This window comes from Wenyingzhuangia gracilariae, from assembly GCF_056387575.1.
Window position 1 is genome coordinate 1,394,912 of record NZ_CM150748.1, and the last position, 18,893, is coordinate 1,413,804.

The following is an 18,893-nucleotide window of genomic DNA, read 5'->3' on the forward strand; positions in this document are numbered from 1 at the left end:
ATATGGTTTACCATGGACATATATATAGAAAACAGCTTTTTTTAGACTCTAACTTGTTAGACAATAGTAGTCTTAAAAAAGTGATAGACTTATCTAAAAAACTTGAAAAATCTTTTCTAAAAACAGCTCTAGATTACGGATTTATATCTAGAGGAAATTACAAAAACGAACTGCTTAAAAACGATATTGTTTTTTTTCAATTTGATTTTAACACTTTAGACAACTACACTCATTTTAATGAATGTGAAAAAGATTTATACTTTTTTTTAAACACCATTGCTTTCCCTTTTAAAAATAATTTGGGAGAAATAGAAATGGTTGTTTCAGACCCTTCGGACATTAACAATGTTTACAAAGTGTCAGACAAACTAGGCACACCAATAAAAAAAGTTCACGTAGCAGAAGACTTAGATATATTAAAAGCTTTACACGTAAAATACGGACAAGACTTTTTATACAAAGCCGTATTTAACTTATACGATAAAGATCCTGAAAGTTCTGCTATAGAAACCTTTACCTACAAGCAAGTTGTTTTTTTAGGAATTATAGGAGTTATTGCTTTACTACTTTTATTTCTATTCCCTAAACCCGCTATTGTAAGTGTAAATGTCATCATCAACCTTTTCTTGTTTAGTTCCATTTTATTCAAATTTATTTTAACCATTGCAGGTTCTAAAGTTGAGTTAGAAAGTAAAATAACCCAAAATGAAATTGATGAAATAAACAACAACGAGTTGCCTATTTACACCATATTATTACCCGTTTTTAAAGAATCGGAAGTTATATACAAACTAGCCTTAAATTTAAAAAACCTAGATTATCCAAAAGAAAAACTAGATGTTAAACTTTTAATAGAATCCGATGATGATGTAACCACCAATGCTGTAAAAGACTTGGTATTCCCTACTATTTTTGAACCCATTGTAATTCCATACGCAATGCCTAAAACCAAGCCCAAAGCTTGTAATTACGGATTGTACTTTTCTAAAGGAAAATATTTAACCATATATGATGCAGAAGACATACCAGACAAAGATCAGTTAAAACAAGTATGTGCTTTGTTTGATAAAATTCCTAAAGAATATATAGCCATACAATGTGCTTTAAATTATTTTAACAAAACAGAAAATTACCTAACCAAAATGTTTACACTAGAGTATTCTTATTGGTTTGATTATATGCTGCCTGGTTTAGACAAATTAAAAATTCCTATTCCATTAGGTGGTACAAGCAACCATTTTAAGTTAGATAAACTTAGAGAATTAGGTGGTTGGGACGGTTTTAATGTAACCGAAGATGCCGATTTGGGATTAAGATCTTATGCTAAAAATTATAAAATTACAGTTCTAAACTCTACTACAAACGAAGAAGCTAACAACGATTTTTACAATTGGATTAGACAACGTTCTCGATGGATTAAAGGCTACATGCAAACCTATTTGGTACACATGCGTAACCCTATTAAACTATACAGAACTGTAGGTTTTAAAGCCTTTTTAGGATTTAACTTTTTTATTGGAGGAACTGTATTTACATTTTTATCGTACCCTGTATTGTTGTTGTTTATTATTTTTTACTACGTATTTAAAAGTGAATGGATTAGTTTTTTCTTTCCAGAATGGTTAATTATTATAGCTATTTTAAGCTTTTCCATTGGTAATATTATTATGATTTATATGAATATGATTGCTATTTTTAAAAGAAAATCTTATTCTTTAATTCTGTATGCACTCACAAATCCAATATACTGGATCATGCACTCAATATCTGCCTACAAAGGATTGATTCAATTAATTACCAAACCTTTTTATTGGGAAAAAACCAATCATGGATTGACCAAAACAAATAAAGAAGCTTCATGAAAACAAATCGTATAAAATACCTGATTATATTTTTTAGCTATGCGGTTTTATATGCCTTGTTTTTAACTGTAATTAGAAAAAATGGCTATTTAAATTTTGAACCCTTATACATTAGTCATAACTTTTTACTTTTAGAAAACCCTAGTATAGATTTGGTTAAAAAGTTTTTCTTTTCATACCCAATATTATCACACATTTTTGCTTACCCTTTTAGCCTTATTAATAATATAGATGCTCCTTTTTATGCCTCCATACTTTTTACCTCTTTTTTAAACACTTTTATTGTACGCTGCATTGCTAAGCAAACTACGGTTTGGTTTCGTTTTTTTGTTTTTATGTACCTATTAATTAGCCCTGTATTTATTTATGCTGCTACATCTGGTACTTCTTTGTATTTATACATTTGCTTGTACTTTTCTTTGTTTTATTTGCTTTTTAAATACACTAAAAACTACTCTATTTACTATTTAACACTTTGCAGTATTGCCATTAGTTTTATTCCTTTTTTAGACTACAAACTACTGTGGATTGTTTTAATGCTTATTCCTTTATTATTCATTTTTACTGTTAAAAACTTTTATACAACTAGTTCTGATTTTATTATGAATTTGATCAGAATATCAAAAGAAAAAGACTCTCAAAAGTTATTTGTGTCTAATTATATATCTATGATATTGATTGTTTCTTTTTTACCTATTAGTGTATTTTTAATTTATTTAGCCATTAATCATTTGTATGGAGATGATTTTTTCTTCTTTCTAATAAACAACACATCTGGTTGGAACAATAATAATATTAACAATTTAACTACTGCATTAGGTATTGTTGAATACAATTTAAGTGCGGTAAACAGTGTTGCTATTCTTAAAATAATTTTATTACTCTCTATTTTTTATTTTATTGAAATGCTAATAAATATAAAGCTTAGCATCAAAATCATCATTTTATCGGCTTTGCCTATTTTTTTGATTATTCTTACTAGAAGTAGTAAAATAGAAATGATTAATTTAAATTTCTTAATTGTATTTCACATCATCGCTTTGGCCTCTTTTATTACCTATTTTAAAGAGAATACTTTAAAACATAAAAACAAAAAATTACTATTTTACTGTGTTTTTCTAACGGCATCTTTGTTGGGAGAGGTTTATTATTTTAAAAACTCTATTTCTCTTCAAGAAAAAAACTTTTATACATCTGTAACTCAAAAAAACACCAACAACATTTTAGACTACAACAAAAGAGGAGCTATTTTTTTATTAAATTCAATTCCTAAAAGCAGTAAAATTTTATGCGATAACTCTGTGTTTTATCCAATTATTACGTTTGATAATGGTACACATTATTTTCTAGAAAACTTATCTGATGATTATACAAGGGCTATAAAAAACCCATCTAAGTATGTTGAATATATTATTGTTTCCAAAGAAAATTCTCCTTTATATTCTAAAGATTTAATTGCTTATCATATAAAAGAAAATACAGTGTTGCTTAACAATGTAATTTATGAAAGTAAATATTATCAGATTATAAAAATTAGAAAGTCTTAAAATTCGGTCTCCATTCCTAAACAATGGTAGTAATTGTAATTTTTAGAATACATTCCAAAATTACCTTCGTGTTCCCATACATAAGCTGCTATATGGTAACTACGCAACACATCTTTAATATCTACTAAATAAGTACATTTGTCTACATAATTTGCTTTTTCTATAACTCCAAACTCCGTACAAACTATTTTTACTTGGTGTTTTTTAGCCCAATTGTATACAATTCCTATTTTTTGTAACAAAGCTTGTTTGTTACCCGTAGCATAATAGTCTTTGTAATTAATAGCCCCAGCAGTATTGTAATCTTTGTAGTTTAAAGGTGGCATTTTACTTTTAGAATAAGGGTATGGAATTCCGGTTGTATTATTCTGATTGTGAATCCAACTTGCTCCTTGATGCGTAAAAATAAACGGTTCGTAAAAATGAAAACTATAAGTAACATTGGGAAGTGGCAATGGATTTAACCTAGACAATTCATAAATACTATTGTAATTTGTTGCCCCTACAATTATATGTTTATCAGCATAGGTTTGATTAATTTTCTCCACCAATTCTTTAGCAACATTCCACCATTCATTAGGATATAAGTTGGGCTCATTTAAAAGCTCATACTCTACACAATCATCAATTTTATGTATATATGCTATTAAATCTAACCAACAAGACACCAGATTTTCTTGTTTACTTTTGTATGTATACATGGTAAAATCTTCATCAAAATTACAGAGTATTATGTTTATTTTTTTTGATTTTGCATAGCTAACAAGTCGTTTTATATTTCGCTTAAACCTTTTTGATATTTTGTTGTTCTCGTTTAAATTTTTAGAAAATGAAAAAGGTAAGCGTATGTTTACTACTCCGTTTTTATGTAACTTTTTTAATTTCCTTTTAACTTTAAGAGAACTTACATTTTTAAAAGCTCTAGATTCTTTTTGATAATCCGTTAAATTAACTCCTATAGGTGCATTTATATGCTGACTGTAGGTTAACCATACAGTACTCAATAACATTATAAATAACAAAACTTTTTTCATTCTTAAAATCAATCACTATGCATATTTACTGTTGCTTTACAGTCCATATCATCAATGTATAATAGTTGTAATATAAATAGATTATTTTGTTTTTTTAACTCTTATAAAATAAGAATAACTTACTTGTGTTACAAACAAAATTTGGAGTTTTACACACGCTACAAACTATTTCATTCTATAAAAATCCCGATGCAATTACATCGGGATTTTTTTGTTTACCTATAACTGATTACATAATAACTCTGGGACATTATAATTTTCTTCAATATATTCTGTTTTATCAAATGTTATGGTATGTTCATAAGATTTTCCGCCATAATAAACTCTAAACTTATATGGTTTATTTAATTCCATATCATATAACCTTACCTCACCTCTATAAATATAACCTTTGTATTGCCAATACCTGTAAGTCTCATTATACATATATAAATAAGTAGATGGTCTTATAATTCTATTATTACATGTACCAGAATATTTAACATGTATAGTTACTGGAGGTTCAGGTAATTTTGACATCATTGAAGTAGCATCAATATTTATTTGCCCACCACCACAGGCATTAAATGGTTGTGACCTATAAATTTCTTCTCCTAAACGATATCTTGAACTTCCTGAGTAAACAACTATTTGTAAATTTCTACCAGCTGGTGCATTATTTAATTCAAAAGTTTGTCCATCAAACCACATTTGTGTTTTAGTAGCATTGTAAGAAACCGATTGATTGGTTCCTGCATAAACAAATGTAGACACCAATCTATATGCACTATTAAAATCAATTCCTGGTAAATTTATTTTTAAAGTAGCTGGTGTACCATTACTACTACTTCCCCACCAAGAATATACACTACATCTTCTACCATAAAAATCCATATTATACCAGGATAAGTGAGTGGTTGTATATACTACTTGAAGTGTTCCATTTTCATTTTTCACTTCTGAATCTCCATGGTAATCCCATTGACCATCATCCTTACTATATGACCAAATAGGAATAATATCTCCTTCTGTAATTGTATTTCCTGTATCAGGATTAATAGTTTGAGGATCAACTGACATTGTTATTTCTACAGGTTTCGAAAAATTCTTTACTTCAGTTCCTCCTACTTCCATATCTATAGATACAAAACCTGCTGTTACAAAGGCAATATCATTTGCAATTTCACTACCTCCTGGTAACGAAACTGATTGAGGAGAAAAACCTCCTGGAAATGAAGCTAATGCATCAATATTTTCAGGTGAAAAATTCGTAACTTCCATTTTCACCTTATCTCCCGAAATGGTATTCCCATTTACATCTTGAAACACTGTTCCACTTTTTACTTTAACTTCTGTATGGTTTTTTGTTTGAATAGTTGCTTCAGTGCTTATTACAATATCTTCCATTGCCATACCAGAAGCAATACTTGCTTCTTTTTCTTCCCTTTCAATTCCTTCTACAGGATTTGATTTATTAACAATATATGCTGAAACTTCTGTTCTCTCTTCATTACCTATTACTATAGGAATTGTTGTAGTTAAGTAATCATCACCGTAAATTTTTAAGACAACACTAACAGGATCTCTATTAGGATTTTTATTAGGATTCACAACAAAATTAGCTATTCCATCTACAATTTTTAAATTTGATATGTTTTCTCCTGCATCTGTTACAATTAAATCTTTACCTGGTCCTAAAACTTCTACTTTTAAAGCCGTATCTCCTTCTAAATTAGACTGGTTTGTTGGATCAAATATTTGGATAGTGGCAACTTGTTTAAATAAATCAGTATCTATTGTGATTTCAAATTGTTCTTCAAATTTTTTATCAATACATGCTGCTTGAAGTACCAATAAAAATGTTATTATTATATATTTTATAGTTTTCATAGTTGTTATTATTTTTTGTTTTTTTTTAAAAGGCAAAGGCAAATCGAACAGATAAATTGGGTAAAAACTTATTTTCTTTAAAGCTTTCTTGCAATAAGCTTTCTTGATTTTTAGTTTCTTCTATTAAACCTGAAGCATCTAAAGACATTTTAGGTCCATCAGAATCATAAAAGGCTCCTAATTCTAATCCAAAACCGAAACCTTTTTTGGGTACTGCCCTTCCAATTGCAATTCCTAGATAAGGCAACAAACCATCCCATTGAGCATTAATAAAAATGTTTCCTAAATCATTAGAAGTAAACACTACTTCTCCAATGGTAACTTCATCCTCAAAAGTCATTAATACATCAACATCACTACTTGTAAAGTATCCTGCTCCTAAAACAAAGCGAAATGCATTTTTAAAAGGAGCAATGCTAACAAAAGCATCAATATGACTGAAATCAAACTTACTATCTACTAATAAATCCTCTCCATCAATTTTATAATCAAATCCTTTTTTTTCATAGGGAAGAACACTATACCTAGTGGTTAAATAAAGGTAGTCACTTAGTTTATAAGAATAATCTATTCCAATACCAGTACCTAGATTAATAGCCAATGCATGTTTTTTTTCTTTCTCTTTAAATTCTTGAGAAAAGAGTGAATTTACGCTAAGGTAAATCAATAAAATTAGTTTTTTTTTCATAGTCTTAAATTTAGTTAATTAGTTAATTGTCATATTTTAAAAGGATGTTTATCTATATACAATATCAATTCTGATATTTTATTTACCTCTAATTTTTTATAAATATTTTTTATATGTGAATGAACAGTTCCATAAGCTATATTCAAAAACAACGCGACTTCTTTTTGTGTATACCCTTGAATTAACAACTCTATAATTTCCTTTTCTCTATCTGTAATTTTTTTATTTCTTGACGAAATACATAATGATTCATTAAAATTTAAATAGGCTAGTGTTAATGCATATTTAGGTTTTCCTTCTTTAGTTCTATAAATTGTTTTAGTAACACCTTTAACATTCTTCCATTCCTTTTTTTTATATCTAAGTTTATAGTCTAACTCTAAGTAACCGTGGCCACCCATTTTAAAAAAAAAGAAAGAATCTGCTAACGTAGTAATTGTGGAAGGATGTATTAAATTTAAGTAATAGATGTAATCCATATTTTTAAGCTTGTTATTTTCAAAACCATAAAATATTTTAAAAGCATCATTCAAACAAACGGGTCTATAAAACTCAACATCATGTAATGTTATTAAAAACTTTGATTGATTAATCATTAATAAAAAAAGCTCACAATCATCAATATTCATAAAATCTATTGAAGATGTTTTTAAAGCCTTTATCAATTTATTTATTTCTTCTTTTAAGATTTTTTGCATCTCTATTAATTTTTTAATTCATCTCTTTACGTATTACACATTTTACCCTACAACTTTTAATTAATAAAAACACTTATAGATTAGCCAAATGTAATAACATTTGTAAATCAATACCCCCCCCTATAAAGGGTATATTATCTAGGCTTACCCCTTCTAAAACAACATGATTAATTCATTATTTTTTAACACTTTATTAATAAAAAAATCCCGATGCAATTACATCGGGATTTTTTGGATTTAAAATTGATAATGATAACTTAAGTAAAAATCATTACCTTTTTTATTAAAAGAAAAACTGGTTGAATTTATTGGCTTTTTTCTTGTAAAAATATAAGAAGACACAATTCCTATCACAGCACCTACAGCAACATCTTCTACAAAATGCTTGTCAACATATACTCTACTAAAACCTGTATAAGCTGCAATTGCATAGGCAGGTATTCCATACTTCCAACCATATCTTTTTTGCATAAAAGCTGCACTTTGAAACGTAACAGATGTATGACCTGATGGAAATGAATTTAAATTTTCTCCATTAGGTCGTTCTTTTTTTACCATTTCTTTTAAGCCTAATGTTAGTACCGTATTAAATACAAACCCTTTACCAAACATAAAAACTCCTTTTACATCTTTTTCAATAAGGGTACTGCTTAACGCTATAATTGGCATAGAATACAAGCCATAATCTCCTATTTTTTCTATAGTAGACTGAGCTTGTGCCTTAAAACTAAATACATATATTAATGCTAAAATGTAGAGTTGTCTATGCTTCTCCAATAGGACCAAAATTTATAGGATAATCTTGCTGTTCAAACTCTTTAATTTCTCCTACCTGAGCTTCAAAACGATTGATATTATCTATTAAAGCCTGAGCCAAACGCTTTGCATGTTGAGGAGTTAAAATAATTCTTGATTTTACTTTTGCTTTAGGTATCCCTGGCATAATATTTACAAAATCTACCACAAATTCTGAATTTGAATGGTTGATAATTGCCAAATTAGAATACGTTCCTTCTGCTACTTCTGGCGATAATTCTATATTGATATTTCCTTCTTTATTCTTTGACTGTTCCATGTAGTGTGATTATTTAAGCCCTAAAATAGAACATATTTTTGAACAAAAAAAAACGGATTCCATTGGGAATCCGTTTTCTTTATCTTAAAAGCTTGGTTTTCTACTATTCTTCTGTTGTAGTAGCTCCAATACTTTGTTCTATTTCCTCTTTAGGACCTACGATGATATTATTGTAAGATCTCATTCCTGTACCTGCAGGAATCTTTTTACCAACAATAACATTCTCTTTTAATCCTTCTAAGTAATCAATTTTACCGTTAACAGCTGCTTCATTCAACACTTTTGTTGTTTCCTGGAACGATGCTGCAGAAATAAATGATTTAGTTTGTAAAGAAGCTCTTGTAATACCTTGTAAGATTTGCTCTGCCGTTGCTGGTCTTGCATCTCTTGCTACTACTTCTGCTTTATCTTCACGTTTCAATCTAGAGTTTTCGTCTCTTAATTGACGAGCTGTAATAATTTGACCTGCCTTGTAAGTTTCAGATGCTCCTGCTTCTTCAACTACTTTCATACCATAAATCTCATCATTCTTCTCTATAAAGTCATTCTTATGTACCAATGAGTTTTCTAAGAATAATGTATCTCCAGAATCAATAATTCTAACTTTACGCATCATTTGTCTTACCACAACTTCGTAATGTTTATCATTAATTCGTACCCCTTGTAAACGATATACTTCTTGAATTTCATTTACAATGTACTCTTGTACTTTAGAAGGTCCTTGAATTCTTAAAATATCTTCTGGTGTAATAGATCCATCGGATAAAGGCATACCTGCTTTTACATAATCATTCTCTTGCACCAATATTTGGTTAGATAACTTAATTAAGTATTTCTTAATATCTCCAAATTTAGACTCTACAATAATTTCACGGTTACCACGTTTAATTTTTCCAAAAGATACCACACCATCTGTTTCTGCAACTACTGCTGGGTTAGATGGGTTACGTGCTTCAAACAATTCTGTTACACGTGGTAAACCTCCTGTAATATCACCTGCTTTACCAGACTTACGAGGAATTTTAACTAACGTTTTACCAGTTTCAATTTTGTCACCATCATTTACCATTAAGTGTGCTCCTAAAGGTAAAGAATAAGAACGTTGTGTATTTCCGTCTGCATCTTTAATAAGAATAGCTGGTATCTTTTTCTTATCCTTAGATTCAGTAATTACTTTTTCTTGGAAACCTGTTTGTTCGTCAATTTCTACAGAGTAGTTTGTACCTTGTTCTAAATCTTCAAAAGCAACAGTTCCTTCAAATTCAGAAACAATAACTCCGTTAAATGGATCCCATTGACAGATAGCATCTCCTTTATTGATTGTTGTTTGTCCGTTTACAAAAATGTAAGAACCATAAGGAATTACTGTGTTACTTAAAACAGTTCCTATTTTTTCATCAATAATTTTAGCTTCAGCTGTACGAGATATAACAATTTCTACATCTTCTCCTTGTGGATTTTTTCCTGGTACAGTTACCAAATCATCAATAACCAATTTACCGCTAAATTTAGCTGTTAACTTGTTATCCTCAGAAATGTTTCCGGCAACCCCTCCAACGTGGAATGTACGTAATGTTAACTGTGTACCTGGTTCTCCAATAGATTGTGCTGCAATTACTCCTACAGATTCACCTATTTGAACCATGTTACGTGTAGACATTGATTGTCCATAACACTTAGAACAAATACCTTTCTTTGTTTCACATGTTAATGGAGAACGAACCTCTACAGTGTCTAATCCTGATGCTTCTACTACAGCAGCTAATTCTTCTGTAATTTCTGCACCTGCTGGTACTAAAACTTCGTGTTCTACAGGATCTTTTATATCATGTAATGCTACACGTCCTGCTATACGTTCACTTAATGGCTCTACAATTTCATCGTTCTTTTTCAATGCAGAAACTTCTAATCCTCTTAAAGTACCACAATCAAATTCATTGATAATTACATCTTGTGCAACATCAACCAAACGACGTGTTAAGTATCCTGCATCGGCAGTTTTTAAGGCAGTATCGGCCAAACCTTTACGGGCACCGTGCGTAGAGATAAAGTACTCTAAAATTGATAGACCTTCCTTAAAGTTCGATAAAATTGGGTTTTCAATAATTTCTCCTCCTGATGCTGTAGATTTTTTAGGCTTTGCCATCAATCCACGCATACCTGTTAACTGACGAATTTGCTCTTTAGAACCACGGGCTCCAGAATCAAGCATCATAAATACAGAGTTAAATCCTTGTTGATCTTCTCTCAAACGTTTCATAGACAATTCTGTCAATTGGTTGTTTGTAGATCCCCAAATATCAATTACCTGGTTGTAACGTTCTTTATTCGTTAACATACCCATGTTATAGTTTTGGATAATTACATCCACTTCTGCATTGGCATCGGCAATCATTTGCTTTTTCTCTTCTGGGATAATAATATCTCCCAAAGAGAATGACAATCCTCCTCTAAAGGCAAATTTGAATCCCATATCCTTAATATTGTCTAAGAATTTACCTGTTGTAGGAATGTCTGTTGCTTTTAAAACTTTAGCAATAATTCCACGTAAAGATTTCTTAGTCAATACTTCGTTAATATAACCTGCTTCTGCTGGTACGTGCTCATTAAATAACACTCTCCCCACAGTAGTTTCTATTAACTTTGTTACTTGATTTCCGTTTTCGTCAATATCTTGAGTTCTAACTTTAATTCCAGCATTTAAGTCTACTGCTTTTTCGTTAAAAGCAATCGTTACTTCTTCCGGAGAATAGAAAGTTAATCCTTGTCCTTTAACTTTATAAGTTTCATCTGTAACTCTTAATTTGGTCATGTAGTAAAGACCCAATACCATATCCTGAGATGGTACTGTAATAGGAGCACCGTTTGCAGGGTTTAAGATAGAATGAGATCCTAATAATAACATTTGAGCTTCCAAAATAGCCTCTGGACCTAATGGCAAGTGAACCGCCATTTGATCCCCATCAAAATCGGCGTTAAATGCCGAACATACTAATGGGTGTAACTGTATTGCTTTTCCTTCTATTAATTTAGGTTGAAATGCTTGGATACCTAGACGGTGTAAGGTAGGGGCACGGTTTAATAAAACTGGGTGTCCTTTAATTACATTCTCTAAAATATCCCAAACTACAGGCTCTTTTTTGTCTATAATTTTCTTTGCAGATTTTACTGTTTTAACAACTCCACGCTCAATCAATTTACGAATGATAAATGGTTTGTATAGTTCAGCTGCCATATCTTTTGGCAATCCACATTCAGACAAACTCATTGTAGGTCCAACAACAATTACCGAACGAGCAGAATAATCTACACGCTTACCTAATAAGTTTTGACGGAAACGTCCTTGTTTACCTTTTAATGAATCTGATAATGACTTTAATGGTCTGTTAGATTCTGTTTTTACAGCTGATGATTTACGAGTGTTATCAAATAATGAATCTACAGATTCTTGCAACATACGTTTTTCGTTACGTAAAATAACTTCAGGAGCTTGGATTTCTACCAAACGCTTTAAACGGTTGTTACGAATAATTACTCTACGGTATAAATCATTTAAATCAGACGTTGCAAAACGACCTCCATCTAAAGGAACTAAAGGACGTAATTCTGGTGGAATTACTGGAATAGCCTTTAAAATCATCCAAGATGGATTGTTTTCTCTGTTTTTTTGAGATTCACGGAAAGCCTCTACAACATTCAAACGTTTTAACGCTTCTGTTTTACGTTGTTTAGAAGTTTCTGTATTTGCTTTGTGTCTTAATTCGTAAGACAAAGTTTCTAAATCAATACGATCTAACAACTCTATCAAACATTCAGCTCCCATTTTTGCAATAAATTTATTTGGATCATTGTCGTCCAAATATCTATTTTCTAAGGGTACTGTTTCTAAAATATCTAAATACTCCTCTTCTGTTAAGAAGTCCATTTTTTGCAATGGAGTTCCGTCTAATTGAGTTGCATTACCTGGTTGAATTACTACGTATCTTTCGTAGTAAATAATCATATCTAACTTTTTAGATGGCAACCCTAAAAGGTATCCCATTTTGTTAGGTAATGATCTAAAGTACCAAATATGAGCAATAGGCACTACTAAATTAATGTGTCCTACTCTATCTCTACGTACTTTCTTTTCTGTTACTTCTACACCACAACGGTCACAAACTATTCCCTTGTAACGAATTCTCTTGTATTTACCACAAGCACATTCGTAATCCTTAATAGGTCCAAAGATTCGCTCACAAAACAAACCATCTCTTTCTGGTTTGTGTGTACGATAGTTTATTGTTTCTGGCTTTAACACCTCTCCATGAGAAGCCTCTAAAATAGACTCTGGTGATGCTAAACCAATAGAAATTTTTTCAAATTTCTTTTGAGTAGGGTTTTTATCGTTATTTCTTGCCATGATTTCTTTTTTAGTCTTTAGTATGAAGTACAAAGCATTAAAACTTTAACACTTTGTACTATTACTTAATACTCTAATTATTCTTCTAATCTTACGTCTAATCCTAAACCTTTCAATTCGTGCATTAACACGTTGAATGATTCTGGTAAACCTGGTTCTGGCATTGGTTCTCCTTTTACGATAGCTTCGTAAGTTTTGGCTCTACCAATAACGTCATCAGACTTTACAGTTAAAATTTCACGTAAAATACTAGATGCTCCATAGGCTTCTAATGCCCATACTTCCATCTCTCCAAAACGCTGACCTCCAAATTGAGCTTTACCTCCTAATGGTTGTTGTGTAATTAATGAGTATGGTCCAATAGAACGTGCGTGCATCTTATCGTCAATCATATGACCTAGTTTAATCATATAAATTACCCCTACTGTTGCAGGTTGATCAAAACGCTCTCCTGTTCCTCCGTCATATAAATAAGTATGTCCAAATCTTGGAATTCCTGCTTGGTCTGTCAATTCATTAATCTGATCTAACTTAGCTCCATCAAAAATTGGTGTTGCATATGTTTGACCTAATTTTTGTCCTGCCCAACCTAATACAGTTTCATAAATTTGTCCAATGTTCATACGAGATGGTACCCCTAATGGATTCAATACAATATCTACTGGTGTTCCATCTTCTAAGAATGGCATTTCTTCTTGACGTACAATACGAGCAACAATACCTTTGTTACCGTGACGACCTGCCATTTTATCTCCTACTTTTAGCTTACGTTTTTTAGCAATATAAATTTTTGCTAATTTTAAAACACCTGCTGGTAATTCATCTCCAATAGTAATAGAGAATTTTTTACGTCTTAAAGCTCCTTGTAAGTCACTAACTTTGATTTTGTAGTTGTGAATTAACTCTGCTACTAAATTGTTTAAGTGATCATCTGTAGTCCAAGCTCCTTTAGTTAAATGTGTAAAGTCTGTTACAGAGTTTAACATTTTTAGTGTGTACTTTTTACCTTTAGGGAATACTTCTTCTCCTAAATCATTTTGTACACCTTGAGAGGTCTTACCAGATATTAAAGCAAATAATTTTTCTATTAAATTATCTTTTAAAGCTTCAAAGTCATGACTAAATTGTGCTTCTAAAGCTTCAATTTGTTCCTTATCTCTAACTCTTTTAGATTTATCTTTAACAGCTTTTTTAAATAATTTTTTACCAATTACCACTCCTCTTAAAGATGGAGAAGCTTTTAAAGAAGCATCTTTTACATCACCAGCTTTGTCTCCAAAGATAGCACGTAATAATTTTTCTTCTGGTGTTGGATCAGATTCTCCTTTTGGAGTAATTTTACCAATTAAGATATCTCCTGGTTTTACTTCTGCTCCAATACGAATCATTCCGTTTTCATCCAAGTCTTTAGTAGCCTCTTCTGATACGTTAGGAATGTCATTCGTTAATTCTTCTGCACCTAACTTAGTATCTCTAACATCTAAAGAATACTCATCAATGTGAATAGAAGTAAAAATATCTTCTCTTACTACTTTTTCAGAAATTACAATCGCATCCTCAAAGTTGTATCCTTGCCAAGGCATAAAGGCAACTTTCATGTTACGTCCTAAGGCCAATTCACCTTTTTGAGTAGCATATCCTTCACACAATACTTGTCCTTCTTCAACAGTGTCTCCAACTTTTACAATTGGCTTTAAGTTGATCGAAGTTCCTTGGTTGGTTTTTCTAAATTTAATTAAGTCGTAAGTTATTTCATTTGAATCAAAACTTACAGAAGCTTCTTCTTCAGTTCTTTCGTAACGAATTGTTATTTTGTTAGCATCAACATAAATAACTTCTCCTACTCCTTGTGCGTTGATCAAGATTCTTGAATCTTTGGCAACTCTACGCTCTAAACCTGTTCCTACAATAGGAGCTTCTGGTTGTAATAATGGTACAGCTTGTCTCATCATGTTAGACCCCATCAAAGCACGGTTCGCATCATCATGTTCTAAGAAAGGAATCAATGAAGCTGAAATAGATGCTATCTGGTTTGGAGATACATCCATGTAATCAATATCTTGTGGAGTTACAACAGGATAATCTGCCTCTTCACGAGCAATTACTTTTTCTAAATTGATTTGTCCGTCATCTGCAATATCAATGTTAGATTGTGCAAACTTCATTCCTTCTTCTTCTTCTGCACTTAAGTAGATAGGCTTGTCAATAATATTAACTTTTCCTTCATCTACTTTGTGATAAGCTGTTTCTATGAACCCTAAATTGTTCACTTTAGCATATACTGCCAAAGATGAAATCAATCCAATGTTTGGACCTTCAGGAGTTTCAATAGGACACAAACGTCCATAGTGTGTATAGTGAACGTCACGAACCTCAAAACCAGCTCTTTCTCTAGATAAACCTCCAGGTCCTAATGCTGATAATCTACGTTTGTGAGTAATCTCTGCCAATGGGTTAGTTTGATCCATAAACTGAGACAACTGGTTAGTTCCAAAGAATGAGTTAATAACAGAAGATAAAGTCTTCGCGTTAATTAAGTCAATCGGTGTAAACACCTCATTATCACGTACATTCATACGCTCTCTAATCGTACGGGCCATACGAGATAAACCAACTCCAAACTGAGCTGCCAATTGTTCACCTACTGTACGTACACGTCTGTTAGATAAGTGGTCAATATCATCAATTTCTGCTTTAGAGTTTACCAACTCTATTAAGTTCTTAATGATGGTAATGATATCATTTTTAGTTAAGACTTTAGCATCTAAAGATTCATTAAGTCCTAGCTTTTTGTTCATTCTAAAACGTCCTACCTCACCTAAGTTATAACGTTGCTCAGAGAAGAATAATTTTTCAATAATTCCTCTTGCAGTTTCTTCATCTGGCGGCTCAGCATTACGCAATTGTCTATAGATATGTTCTACTGCTTCTTTTTCAGAGTTTGTAGGGTCTTTTTGCAATGTATTGTGAATAATTGCATAATCTCCACTTTGATTATCTTCTCTATGTAATAAAATTGTTTTTACACCTGTATCCACAATTTCATCAATGTGTTCTTTTTCTAAAATAGTGTCACGATCAAAAACAATCTCGTTACGCTCAATAGAAACTACCTCTCCTGTATCTTCGTCTACAAAATCTTCAAACCATGTTCTTAATACACGAGCTGCTAGTTTTCTTCCTAGTACTTTCTTTAATCCAGATTTAGAAACTTTAACTTCTTCTGCAAGGTCAAAAATCTCTAAAATATCTTTATCTCTTTCGAATCCAATCGCACGGAATAAAGTAGTTACTGGTAATTTTTTCTTTCTATCAATATAGGCATACATTACCTGGTTGATATCGGTAGCAAATTCAATCCAAGATCCTTTAAAAGGAATTACTCTTGCTGAATATAATTTTGTACCGTTTGCATGAAATGATTGTCCAAAGAATACCCCCGGAGAACGGTGTAATTGCGATACAATAACTCGTTCTGCTCCGTTAATAATAAATGTACCTGAGTTGGTCATGTAAGGAATTGTCCCTAAATAAACATCTTGTACTATGGTTTCAAAATCCTCATGTTCAGGATCTGTACAATACAATTTCAATCTAGCTTTTAGAGGTAAACTATAAGTTAACCCTCTTTCAATACACTCTTCAATAGAGTATCTTGGAGGATCTACAAAGTAATCTAAAAACTCTAACACAAAGTTATTACGTGTGTCAGTAATTGGAAAATTGTCCATAAAGGTTTTATACAAACCTTCATCGCTTCTTTCGTCAGCCTTAGTTTTCAACTGGAAAAAGTCTTGAAAAGACTTGATCTGAATATCTAAAAAGTCCGGATATTCTGTACTTAGTTTGGCTGAAGCAAAGTTAACTCTTGTATTATTTTTCGTTGCCAAAGGTGAAAAAATTTAAGTGAATTAATAATTCTTTTTCTTTTTGTAAGCTCTTTTTTGGGATGCGATAAATAAGGAACTATTTAAACGCAAAAAATGGTTTAGGTCTAACCCATACGGGAAAGACCTAAACCTATTAGGTTTTGTAGAGTAAGAATTACTTTAATTCTACTACTGCACCAACTTCTTCTAATGAAGCTTTGATTCCTTCTGCTTCTTCTTTAGAAATTCCTTCTTTAATGTTAGATGGAGTTCCGTCAACTAATTCTTTAGCTTCTTTTAATCCTAAACCAGTTAATTCTTTAACAGCTTTAACTACTTTTAATTTAGATGCTCCAGCTTCTTTTAAAACTACGTCAAATTCAGTTTTTTCTTCAGCAGCTTCTCCTCCAGCAGCAGCTCCACCAGCAACAGCAACAGCTGCAGCAGCAGGCTCAATACCGTACTCATCTTTTAAAATAGTTGCTAATTCATTTACTTCTTTAACTGTTAAGTTAACTAATTGTTCTGCGAAATCTTTTAATTCTGCCATTTTGTGTGATTTTGTAATTTGTATATTAATTTATTTGTGCGCTTAGCCTATTCTGGACGTTCAGACAATGTCTTAACAATTCCAGATAATTTTTGACCTCCTGATTGTAATGCTGAAATAACATTCTTAGCAGGCGATTGTAATAAGGTAATAATATCTCCAATAACTTCCTCTTTCGATTTGATATTTACTAAAGGTTCTAGTTGGTTATCACCAATATAAACAGCTTCTTCAACATATGCTCCTTTTAAAAGAGGCTTATCTGATTTTTTACGAAACTCTTTAATTAATTTTGCTGGAGCATTTCCTGTTTCTGAGTATAATACAGATGTATTACCCTTTAAAATAGATGGTAAATCTCCAAAGTCTTTTTCAGACTTTTCCATTGCTTTTTCTAACAATGTGTTCTTTACAACAGATAATTTAATATCTGCTTTGTAACAAGCTCTTCTTAAGTTAGAAGTTGTAGCAGCATCTAATCCTGATATATCAGCAATATAGATAACTGAATTCTCCGCTAATTGGCTTGTTAAATCTTCAATTACTTGAAATTTTTCTTCTCTTGTCATTGTATATGAGTTTTAACAGCTAATTAAAGCGATTTAGTATCTAACTGAACTGAAGGAGACTGTGTAGAAGAGATAAATGCACTCTTAATATACGTTCCTTTAGCAGCAGTTGGCTTTAACTTAATAATTGTTTGAATTAATTCGTTAGCGTTTTCAGTGATTTTATCAGCATCAAAAGAAACTTTTCCAATTGCAGCATGTACAATTCCAGTTTTATCTACTTTAAAATCAATTTTTCCTGCTTTTACTTCTTTTACTGCTTTTGCAATATCCATAGTAACAGTTCCAGTCTTAGGGTTAGGCATTAATCCTCTTGGTCCTAAAACACGTCCTAACGGTCCTAATTTACCCATACAAGATGGCATTGTGATGATTACATCAACATCTGTCCAACCTGATTTAATTTTAGCCAAGTACTCATCTAAACCTACATAATCAGCTCCTGCTTCTTTCGCTTCAGCTTCTTTATCTGGTGTTACTAATGCTAATACTTTAACGTCTTTTCCTGTTCCGTGAGGTAATGTTACAACTCCACGTACCATTTGATTTGCTTTTCTAGGATCTACTCCTAAACGGATTGCTAAATCTACAGATGCATCAAAATTTGCAGATGTGATTTCTTTAACTAGTGTTGATGCTTCATTCAAAGAATAAACTTTAGAACTGTCAATCTTAGCTTTAGCTTCCTTTTGCTTTTTTGTTAATTTTGCCATTTTTTCTTAGTTTATTA

At 31.4% G+C, this 18,893-nt stretch carries 13 protein-coding genes; 2 read left to right on the forward strand and 11 right to left on the reverse strand.

Annotated elements, in window-relative coordinates; all coding sequences use genetic code 11:
* The first annotated feature begins 2 nt into the window (after positions 1 to 2).
* Together ACY2IJ_RS06040 and ACY2IJ_RS06045 are read left to right on the forward strand one after the other, a co-directional pair.
* Complete coding sequence (locus tag ACY2IJ_RS06040) at positions 3 to 1,862, forward strand: glycosyltransferase family 2 protein (protein WP_476726258.1); 1,860 nt, start codon at positions 3 to 5, stop codon at positions 1,860 to 1,862.
* Entirely contained in the window at positions 1,859 to 3,409 is a 1,551-nt protein-coding gene (locus ACY2IJ_RS06045) for a hypothetical protein (protein ID WP_476726259.1), read from the forward strand. Before ACY2IJ_RS06040 ends, ACY2IJ_RS06045 begins: the two co-directional genes overlap by 4 nt.
* Here ACY2IJ_RS06045 and ACY2IJ_RS06050 read toward each other — a convergent pair.
* The 11 genes from ACY2IJ_RS06050 to rplA all read right to left on the reverse strand — a co-directional run bounded on the left by ACY2IJ_RS06050 (position 3,406) and on the right by rplA (position 18,876).
* Positions 3,406 to 4,443 (reverse strand): glycoside hydrolase family 5 protein, encoded by a 1,038-nt coding sequence (locus tag ACY2IJ_RS06050; protein ID WP_476726260.1) that lies wholly within the window; start codon positions 4,441 to 4,443, stop codon positions 3,406 to 3,408. The two genes, ACY2IJ_RS06045 and ACY2IJ_RS06050, sit on opposite strands and share 4 nt — an antisense overlap.
* 219 nt (positions 4,444 to 4,662) lie before the next feature.
* Positions 4,663 to 6,312, reverse strand: coding sequence for a hypothetical protein (locus tag ACY2IJ_RS06055; RefSeq protein ID WP_476726261.1), 1,650 nt, complete (start codon positions 6,310 to 6,312; stop codon positions 4,663 to 4,665).
* 25 nt (positions 6,313 to 6,337) lie between these two features.
* Positions 6,338 to 7,000, reverse strand: a complete 663-nt coding sequence (locus tag ACY2IJ_RS06060) for a hypothetical protein (protein ID WP_476726262.1) — start codon at positions 6,998 to 7,000, stop codon at positions 6,338 to 6,340.
* Between the two features lie 29 nt (positions 7,001 to 7,029).
* Entirely contained in the window at positions 7,030 to 7,698 is a 669-nt protein-coding gene (locus ACY2IJ_RS06065) for a helix-turn-helix transcriptional regulator (protein ID WP_476726263.1), read from the reverse strand.
* Between the two features lie 237 nt (positions 7,699 to 7,935).
* Positions 7,936 to 8,475: a phosphatase PAP2 family protein gene (locus ACY2IJ_RS06070; RefSeq protein WP_476726264.1), complete on the reverse strand. Its 540-nt coding sequence runs from the start codon at positions 8,473 to 8,475 to the stop codon at positions 7,936 to 7,938.
* A complete protein-coding gene (locus tag ACY2IJ_RS06075; RefSeq protein WP_476726265.1) occupies positions 8,462 to 8,773 on the reverse strand; it encodes a DUF3467 domain-containing protein in 312 nt (103 codons plus the stop codon). The genes ACY2IJ_RS06070 and ACY2IJ_RS06075 overlap by 14 nt, the downstream gene beginning before the upstream one ends.
* A 103-nt stretch (positions 8,774 to 8,876) precedes the next feature.
* The gene (gene rpoC / locus ACY2IJ_RS06080) at positions 8,877 to 13,175 is read right to left on the reverse strand and encodes a DNA-directed RNA polymerase subunit beta' (RefSeq protein ID WP_476726266.1); all 4,299 of its coding nucleotides are present in this window, start codon (positions 13,173 to 13,175) and stop codon (positions 8,877 to 8,879) included.
* Positions 13,176 to 13,252: 77 nt separating this feature from the next.
* Complete coding sequence (gene rpoB, locus ACY2IJ_RS06085; protein ID WP_476726267.1) at positions 13,253 to 17,065, reverse strand: DNA-directed RNA polymerase subunit beta; 3,813 nt, start codon at positions 17,063 to 17,065, stop codon at positions 13,253 to 13,255.
* 154 nt (positions 17,066 to 17,219) lie between these two features.
* Complete coding sequence (gene rplL / locus ACY2IJ_RS06090) at positions 17,220 to 17,594, reverse strand: 50S ribosomal protein L7/L12 (protein WP_476726268.1); 375 nt, start codon at positions 17,592 to 17,594, stop codon at positions 17,220 to 17,222.
* 47 nt (positions 17,595 to 17,641) lie between these two features.
* Entirely contained in the window at positions 17,642 to 18,163 is a 522-nt protein-coding gene (gene rplJ, locus ACY2IJ_RS06095) for a 50S ribosomal protein L10 (protein WP_476726269.1), read from the reverse strand.
* A 23-nt stretch (positions 18,164 to 18,186) separates the two neighbouring features.
* Complete coding sequence (rplA, locus tag ACY2IJ_RS06100) at positions 18,187 to 18,876, reverse strand: 50S ribosomal protein L1 (protein ID WP_476726270.1); 690 nt, start codon at positions 18,874 to 18,876, stop codon at positions 18,187 to 18,189.
* Positions 18,877 to 18,893 lie beyond the last annotated feature (17 nt).

Excerpts from the sequence above, each read along its gene's own strand:
- ACY2IJ_RS06040 (WP_476726258.1), top strand. The coding sequence starts at position 3 with ATGGTTTACCATGGACATATATATAGAAAACAGCTTTTTTTAGACTCT.
- ACY2IJ_RS06045 (WP_476726259.1), top strand. The coding sequence starts at position 1,859 with ATGAAAACAAATCGTATAAAATACCTGATTATATTTTTTAGCTATGCG.
- ACY2IJ_RS06050 (WP_476726260.1), bottom strand. The coding sequence starts at position 4,443 with ATGAAAAAAGTTTTGTTATTTATAATGTTATTGAGTACTGTATGGTTA.
- ACY2IJ_RS06055 (WP_476726261.1), bottom strand. The coding sequence starts at position 6,312 with ATGAAAACTATAAAATATATAATAATAACATTTTTATTGGTACTTCAA.
- ACY2IJ_RS06060 (WP_476726262.1), bottom strand. The coding sequence starts at position 7,000 with ATGAAAAAAAAACTAATTTTATTGATTTACCTTAGCGTAAATTCACTC.
- ACY2IJ_RS06065 (WP_476726263.1), bottom strand. The coding sequence starts at position 7,698 with ATGCAAAAAATCTTAAAAGAAGAAATAAATAAATTGATAAAGGCTTTA.
- ACY2IJ_RS06075 (WP_476726265.1), bottom strand. The coding sequence starts at position 8,773 with ATGGAACAGTCAAAGAATAAAGAAGGAAATATCAATATAGAATTATCG.
- rpoC (WP_476726266.1), bottom strand. The coding sequence starts at position 13,175 with ATGGCAAGAAATAACGATAAAAACCCTACTCAAAAGAAATTTGAAAAA.
- rplL (WP_476726268.1), bottom strand. The coding sequence starts at position 17,594 with ATGGCAGAATTAAAAGATTTCGCAGAACAATTAGTTAACTTAACAGTT.
- rplJ (WP_476726269.1), bottom strand. The coding sequence starts at position 18,163 with ATGACAAGAGAAGAAAAATTTCAAGTAATTGAAGATTTAACAAGCCAA.
- rplA (WP_476726270.1), bottom strand. The coding sequence starts at position 18,876 with ATGGCAAAATTAACAAAAAAGCAAAAGGAAGCTAAAGCTAAGATTGAC.